This window comes from Vibrio sp. 10N.286.52.C3, from assembly GCF_041468865.1.
Classification (GTDB): Bacteria; Pseudomonadota; Gammaproteobacteria; order Enterobacterales; family Vibrionaceae; genus Vibrio; species Vibrio crassostreae_C.
This window is the reverse complement of the sequence record NZ_JBFRJM010000003.1, coordinates 97,451-104,067: the sequence shown is the minus strand read 5'-3', so window position 1 is coordinate 104,067 and position 6,617 is coordinate 97,451. Positions and strand designations below refer to the sequence as shown.

General features: G+C 45.0%; 5 protein-coding genes. 2 read left to right on the top strand and 3 right to left on the bottom strand.

Translation table 11 applies throughout. The annotated features are described in order from the left end of the window. Window positions 1-165 precede the first annotated feature (165 nt). Together AB4138_RS01655 and AB4138_RS01650 are read left to right on the top strand one after the other, a co-directional pair. Window positions 166-930 (top strand): hydratase, encoded by a 765-nt coding sequence (locus AB4138_RS01655; protein ID WP_017060576.1) that lies wholly within the window; start codon window positions 166-168, stop codon window positions 928-930. Between the two features lie 189 nt (window positions 931-1,119). Continuing rightward, a complete protein-coding gene (locus AB4138_RS01650) occupies window positions 1,120-2,478 on the top strand; it encodes a Na+/H+ antiporter NhaC family protein (protein ID WP_372304781.1) in 1,359 nt (452 codons plus the stop codon). 201 nt (window positions 2,479-2,679) lie between these two features. Here AB4138_RS01650 and AB4138_RS01645 read toward each other — a convergent pair whose 3' ends face one another. From AB4138_RS01645 to AB4138_RS01635, 3 genes are all read right to left on the bottom strand, one after another. Then, window positions 2,680-3,840, bottom strand: a complete 1,161-nt coding sequence (locus AB4138_RS01645) for a multidrug effflux MFS transporter (protein ID WP_065677369.1) — start codon at window positions 3,838-3,840, stop codon at window positions 2,680-2,682. Window positions 3,841-4,150: 310 nt separating this feature from the next. Then, the gene (locus tag AB4138_RS01640; RefSeq protein ID WP_017060579.1) at window positions 4,151-4,531 is read right to left on the bottom strand and encodes a hypothetical protein; all 381 of its coding nucleotides are present in this window, start codon (window positions 4,529-4,531) and stop codon (window positions 4,151-4,153) included. Window positions 4,532-4,686: 155 nt separating this feature from the next. After that, window positions 4,687-6,399 carry a pseudouridine synthase gene (locus AB4138_RS01635; protein WP_372073526.1) on the bottom strand — a complete coding sequence of 571 codons (1,713 nt, stop codon included), beginning with the start codon at window positions 6,397-6,399 and terminating at the stop codon, window positions 4,687-4,689. Window positions 6,400-6,617: the final 218 nt, after the last annotated feature.

Here is a 6,617-nt window from a genome sequence, read left to right as displayed (position 1 = left end):
ACGTATTTTAGGACGAGACATAAATCAAAATAGTTTCAGTTGTTTGCGTCTAGAATATGCGAAAATTGATGGCTGAATTTTCGGTGTAGCACCGTTGTTGAATTGTCTATTCAAGCTTTAAGAAATCCGATATTATACTGGTCATAAAACTAAAGGTGGTATTATATGACAAATGTATTTAAACAAGCAGCTGAAGAACTGTTGAGTCGTCGTGTTGCTGGCACCAAAGCACCAAGATTGGACGAACAGTACCGTCCGAATAACTTGGAAGATGCGCTAAAGATCCAATCTTCAATGATCGATTTGAAAAGCGATAAAGTCGGCGGTTGGAAGTGCTTACTTCCTCTGGCTGAAGACAAGTTTGTTGTTGCGCCAATCTTCTCGGGCAGCGTTCAACAAGGCGAAGTTTGTGAACTGTTTGCTGACAACGGCGTAGTACGCGTTGAGCCTGAAATCGCATTTACGCTTGCTAAGAGCCTGCCTGCAAGCCAAGAAGGCTACAGCGAAGAGCAAATCAACGAAGCGATTGGTTCTTGCCACATGGCACTTGAGTTAATGCAGTCTCGTTTTGCGGATGACAGCGGCGCTGAGTTCTATGAAAAGCTGGCCGATGGCCTAGTAAACCAAGGTCTATTTATTGGCTCTGAGATTGATCGCGAAAAAGCGTTCACTTCTGCAGAGATCAGTATTGAAGTGACTCAAGGCGAGCAAGTTCAAGCATTCGACGGTAAGCACCCGAATACACTGCCACCAAGCCCAATTTACTGGCTGATTAACTACATGACACGTCGTGGTGTTGATTTCCAAGCGGGTGAAGCCATTATCACGGGCTCTTACTGCGGTATCGTGGAAATGGAATTCGATAAACCAACGACCTTCCACTACGAAGGCATTGGTGAATACCAAGTAACGTTCAAGCAGAAACGCTAACTTCTAGCGGCGCACTATCTGTTATCGAAAGGCTGTTTACTGATGAGTAAATAGCCTTTTTTATTACGTGATGCTCAATAGGGTTCTTATTACTTTGCATTAAATTAGGCGTTTAGACGTCTAGACGTTGACAAGTTCTAAGTGTGACATTAGTCTGCTCACCTTCCTGTTCTATTGTGTTGTCGTTCCATGTCCAATTCAAAAAATTCTAACGCGGTAATTGCCCCTTCTGCAGTGGCGCTTATCCCTCTGATCGTTTTCCTTGCGCTGTTTATTGGCGTGGGTACATACCTGTCGCTACAAGGCGTCGATTTTGCTTTCTATCAACTTCCAGCTCCGATTGCGGCTCTGCCTGCTGTGATGTTAGCGTTGCTATTGAGCAAAGATAAATTGAACCGTGCGATTGAGCAGTTCTTAGGTGGCGTGGGTCACAAAGACATTATCGCAATGTGTATGATCTACCTATTGGCGGGTGCTTTTGCTGCTGTGGCTAAAGCTTCTGGTGGCGTGGACGCGACGGTAAACCTTGGTCTATCGGCTATCCCAACGAGCATGATCCTACCGGGCATCTTCCTTATTTCGGCGTTCATTGCGACAGCAATGGGCACCTCTATGGGTACTATCGCTGCGGTTGCTCCTGTTGCACTAGGCATTGCTGACTCAGCTGGTATGAGTATTCCTCTAACCGCTGGCGTAGTGCTAAGTGGCGCTATGTTTGGTGACAACCTTTCTATCATCTCAGATACCACGATTGCCGCGACTCGCTCGCAAGGCTGTGAGATGAGAGACAAGTTTAAAGAGAACATCCGTATAGCACTTCCTGCTGCACTTATCGCGATTGTTATCTTTGCTTTCAACAGCACAGCAACTCAAGTTCCTGAAACAGGCCCAATTGAATGGCTGAAAGTCCTTCCGTACATCACTATCCTAATCCTTGCGGTATCGGGCATGAATGTGTTCGTTGTGTTGACGATTGGTATCTTGCTAGCGGGTGGAGTGAGCCTAGGTTCTATTGAGAACTACGGTATGACGGGTTACGCTCAAGATATCTACGCAGGCTTTGGCAACATGCAAGAGATCTTCTTACTGTCGATGCTGATTGGTGGTTTGAGTGAGCTGATGCGTCGCCAAGGTGGATTAGCATTTCTGACTAACTTAGTGAGCGGTTTGATTCGTGCATTTGGTTCTTCTCACTCTAAGCAAGCGAATGGCCGCGCAAGTGAGCTAGGCATTGCAGGCTTGGTATCAATGGTGAACCTATGTACGGCAAACAACACCGTAGCAATCATTGTTTCTGGTAGTGTGGCTCGCCAATTAGCTGAAGAGAACGATGTATCTCCACGCCGCTCTGCAAGCTTATTGGATATCTTCTCGTGTGTGATTCAAGGCGTACTGCCTTACGGTGCTCAGGTATTGCTATTAGGCTCTGTGTTTAACCTATCGCCGCTAGAGATCGTGTCTAACTCTTACTACTGTTTCGCGCTTGCAATCGTGGCTGTAGTCGCTGTGTTTATTAAACACCCAGCACGTCAAGTGGCTCAAGCTTAGTAACAATTGACCAAACTGAGTGCTCACTGGCTCTGATAAGAAGGCTCCTTAATAGGAGCTTTTTTGTGCGTGAAACTCATGGCTTGAAAATTCAATGTACGTCTTCAAATACAAGAAAACCGCCTATGTAGACGGTTTCTAATTTCGTTATAGCGGTTTTCAAGTTTATTGTAGTGTGAATGACAATTAGGCTTGAGAGCTTTAATTCAGCTTATTAGTCACGAACTCTTTGTTTCTGACCATTAGCCACATCAGGCCGCCTAGCGTACCGATGGATAATTGGATAAAGCCTAGGTTTTCAATCAGTGACTCTGGGCGGATTGAAACTAATACCATACCAAGCGAACCACAAATCATGCTGAAGAACTGAATCAGTGCGACGGCAGAGCCCGTGTCATGATCTTGTTGATTCAACATTAAGTTGGTGCCCGGTACTCGCATGATGATCGCCATTAATGTTGCTGGAGCAGCGATGAACATAAAGAACCAAGGGGACAGGTCGCCAATGGTTAGGGTGAAGATGCCCGCAAGCGCCAATAAAGCAAAACATCCTGAGATGACCTTTTGAACCGGCATTCGGTAGGACAACTTCATGTAAATTGTTGGACCAAATGAGGCGCATAATGCATTGAATGCGAACGCGTAGCTAAACTGTTGTTCGGTCAATCCAAAGTGATCGATGTAGATATAAGAACCCGCCGCAAGAAAGCCCATCAACGCCATCGGTATGATAGAGAAAATGACCAGCAGCTTGACGAACGAGCGGTTTTTCATGACCACGCCCATTCTTCCCCATGATCGGAATATAGAACCTTGGTATTTGTTTTCGAGTGTTTCTCGGTAGCAGCAAGCTAATACTGACGCAAATGCACCAAAAATGGCGAGCGTGACAAACATCATTCGCCAAGAAGCAATTTTCAGTAGAAAGGCACCAAATACAGGCGCAACCATTGGCGCGATGATCACCAGTGACATGATAGTCGCCATGATCTTTTCACGTTCTCGGCCATCATAAAGATCTTTGACAATGGCGGTAGCGATAACGGTGATAGCACTACCAGCAAAGGCTTGGAATACACGAGCACCAATTAACTGTTCGATGCTATTGGTCATCGCGCACAATATGCTCGCGACCATATAACCCGCTAATCCAATTAATAGGATCGGCTTACGACCGAATTTTTCGCTGAGCGGTCCCCAGAACAAAAGACCGATGGCGTAAGTAACGAAGTAGCTGCTCAGGGTTAGGTTGACCATGGATCGGTCAGTATTAAACACCTCGACCATCTGCGGAAGCGCAGGTAAGTAAAGGTCGATAGTCAATGGAGGGAAAGCACTGATGATGACGAGAAAAAATAGCATACCGGTCTTTCCCAGTACTGGTTGTGGTCTCTTCAAGGTGGCTCCCGTTGTCCAAAATAGGTTTTTAATTGGTGTGATATTGCTATACAGAAGGCTAAGGCACGTCAGACAAGAAGGATAGAGTCGTTCAAGAATATGGTGAAAGTAACGATGAACTTATCTCTAATGAGTTCGAATCTACGAAGTCGGTCTGTGCACTGAATTGTATTACAAAACATTATTACTTTTATAGCTAACGAGTTCAATTAGTTAGTAGCAGTGTAGCTTGTAATCGCCAGCGACACATTGTAATGATTATCGACTTGGCTTGTTATCTTTTCTTTGGGCGTTTTTCGACTAAACCATTACGCTCTAAACCACGTCGAACGCTGCTGCATAGTTTACCAAAGCGGCGCAGTTCTTCGAAGTTAGGGCCTTGGCCAATGGAAATACTGTGCTCCCAATACATTAACTCGCTGTCGACCATCTCAAGTAGTTTCTTAGAGCAACCCGAGCAATTTCCTTTTGGACCACAGATAAACGTCTCTGACTCGTAAAGTGGGAGTTCGTTTTTAACTTCTTCAATTAAGTTAAGCATTGCCGAGTTTAAGTCTGGCTTTTTGGATGTAATTGGCTTCAAGCTTGGTGCTTGAGTTGCAATTAATGGGGAAGTCAGTTTGTTAGGTTGTAAATTCAAAGCAGCTGATGACATATCAAAGGCCTCAAGGAGAGAAGAAGGTGGGCATGCTACTCTTCACAACAAAGTGAATCTTGATGTAGTGCAATAAGCGTGGAGATATACCCAAAAGAGGTAGGAGCCACAAGCGGTTGTGACTCCTTATCAAAGCTCGCTACTAATGAGAGATTTTAGAATTCAGCGTCGAACTGGAATTCCATCCACTCTTTGGTGACTGGGTGGTGCAGCGCAAGTCTTTCTGCGTGTAAGTGCAATCGGTCGGCTTTATTGCCATACAAGCCGTCACCGACGATAGGCATGTTAAGGCCTTCTTGGTGTGAACAGTGAACACGCAACTGGTGTGTACGCCCTGTTTTAGGATGCAGGTAAACCTTAGTGGTTTGCCCGTTTCGCTCAATCACTTCCCATTTGGTTTCTGCTGGCTTGCCGTGTTCGAAGCAGACAATTTGACGAGGGCGGTCATACAAATCACCACGCAATGGCAGTCGAACATAGCCTTCATTTTCTGTTAGAACGCCTTCAATCATTGCCACGTAACGCTTTTCGACTTCACGAGTAATGAACTGCTTCTGTAAGCTCTTGTTCGCACGTCGTGTTAAAGCAAATATCAGAATGCCAGAGGTCGCCATATCCAAACGGTGGATAACAAATGGCCCTTCAACATCTTGGTGCATTTCTTGAACACGAGTGTAAGCTGAATCTTTGATGGTTTTACCCGGTACGGATAGAAAACCTGCTGGTTTGTGTACCACAACGATGTGATCGTCTTGGAACAGGATATCGAGGTCTTTGCCTTCAGCTGGGTTTTCTAGCAATGGGTTGGGATCGACTTCTAAGCCTTTCATCATGTGACCTAAAATCGGTACACACTTACTTTGGCAAGACGCGTAGTATTTCTTGTGTTTACGGATTTCCGATTTCGGTGATCGACCCCACCAAAATTCGGCCAGTGCCAATGGTGTGTAACCGTTTAAATACGCGTATTGCAAAAGCTTGGGTGCGGCACACTCGCCAGAACCTGCTGGTGGTATCTTGTTTGGCGTGTCTTCAAAGATTTGGTTCAGATCCTCAATGTTTCCTTCCGCATTCTGGAAAGCGTATTGTGAAAACAGTTTGTGCTGAAGCTGATGAGAAAGGAGTGCTCTTTGCTCTTTGAGTTCAGCTAATTGATTAGTGAACACATCAACTTTGATTTGTAACTCGTTTAGGATCTGTTCCCAGTTGAGCTTTAGGTACTTCTGCTGGTTCTTGTCAGCAACACTGGCCTTGTTAAGCTCATTATTCAGTTGTTCGAAGGCTTGTTCATCAAGGTTTTTTTTACCTTGTTCGCGTTGTTCTTTACGTGTTTTTCGGCCTTCTATAATCAACAAACGTTGCGCTTCGATCTCCTGTTCTGCCTGTGTTTTCTGTTGTGCTAACTGTTCACACAATTCAAGGTATTCAGCGTTTGCTTGCAGCGCTTTAAATTTCGCATTTACAGCCATCATGTCGGCTGTGTCTTGATGGAAAAAGCTATCGCTGCTCAACATGTCGAATACGGGCGGCACAAAGTGAGGCAGTAGGTTTTGGTCTGCGATTTTTCCAGAGAAAGCAGAGAAGTAACCCAATTCACCTTCTGGGCTTTTCACCAGTAACACACCAAACATTTTGCCGCGACCAGCGTCAGAATCCAGTCCGAAGTCATGCTGCCAGTCGGTTTGTGTTTCTAGATATTGTTGAAGCTGATGAGAGGCTATTTCACACAGTGGGTGCGGTTCGTAGTAGAACGGGAATGTGAAACGCTCAGGCAACGAATATGACTCGATCGGCTGTTGAAAACGAGTGAAGCAATGCTCAGGAGTATGGCTGTTTTCTGAGTCGTGCGTTGGTTTTGATGAGTGCATAGTCGTATTAATACTTATATCGTGGTGATAAATGGTTGTGAGTCTACTGTGTATGTTTAAAGGCTTTAAACACAGTACAAGGCGGCGATTCTACTCTTTATCGAAATACGCCTCAAATAAGAAATGGTTCTATTACAGGATAGCTAAGCGAGATGGTTAACACTGAACCCATGAGTTATGGCTTGAACTTCATTAATTGATGAGTAACTTCTCGTTTT

What these genes read in the sequence shown, in the direction of transcription:
- AB4138_RS01645 (WP_065677369.1), bottom strand. Translation starts at nt 3,840, where the DNA reads ATGCTATTTTTTCTCGTCATCATCAGTGCTTTCCCTCCATTGACTATC.
- AB4138_RS01650 (WP_372304781.1), top strand. Translation starts at nt 1,120, where the DNA reads ATGTCCAATTCAAAAAATTCTAACGCGGTAATTGCCCCTTCTGCAGTG.
- AB4138_RS01635 (WP_372073526.1), bottom strand. Translation starts at nt 6,399, where the DNA reads ATGCACTCATCAAAACCAACGCACGACTCAGAAAACAGCCATACTCCT.
- AB4138_RS01640 (WP_017060579.1), bottom strand. Translation starts at nt 4,531, where the DNA reads ATGTCATCAGCTGCTTTGAATTTACAACCTAACAAACTGACTTCCCCA.
- AB4138_RS01655 (WP_017060576.1), top strand. Translation starts at nt 166, where the DNA reads ATGACAAATGTATTTAAACAAGCAGCTGAAGAACTGTTGAGTCGTCGT.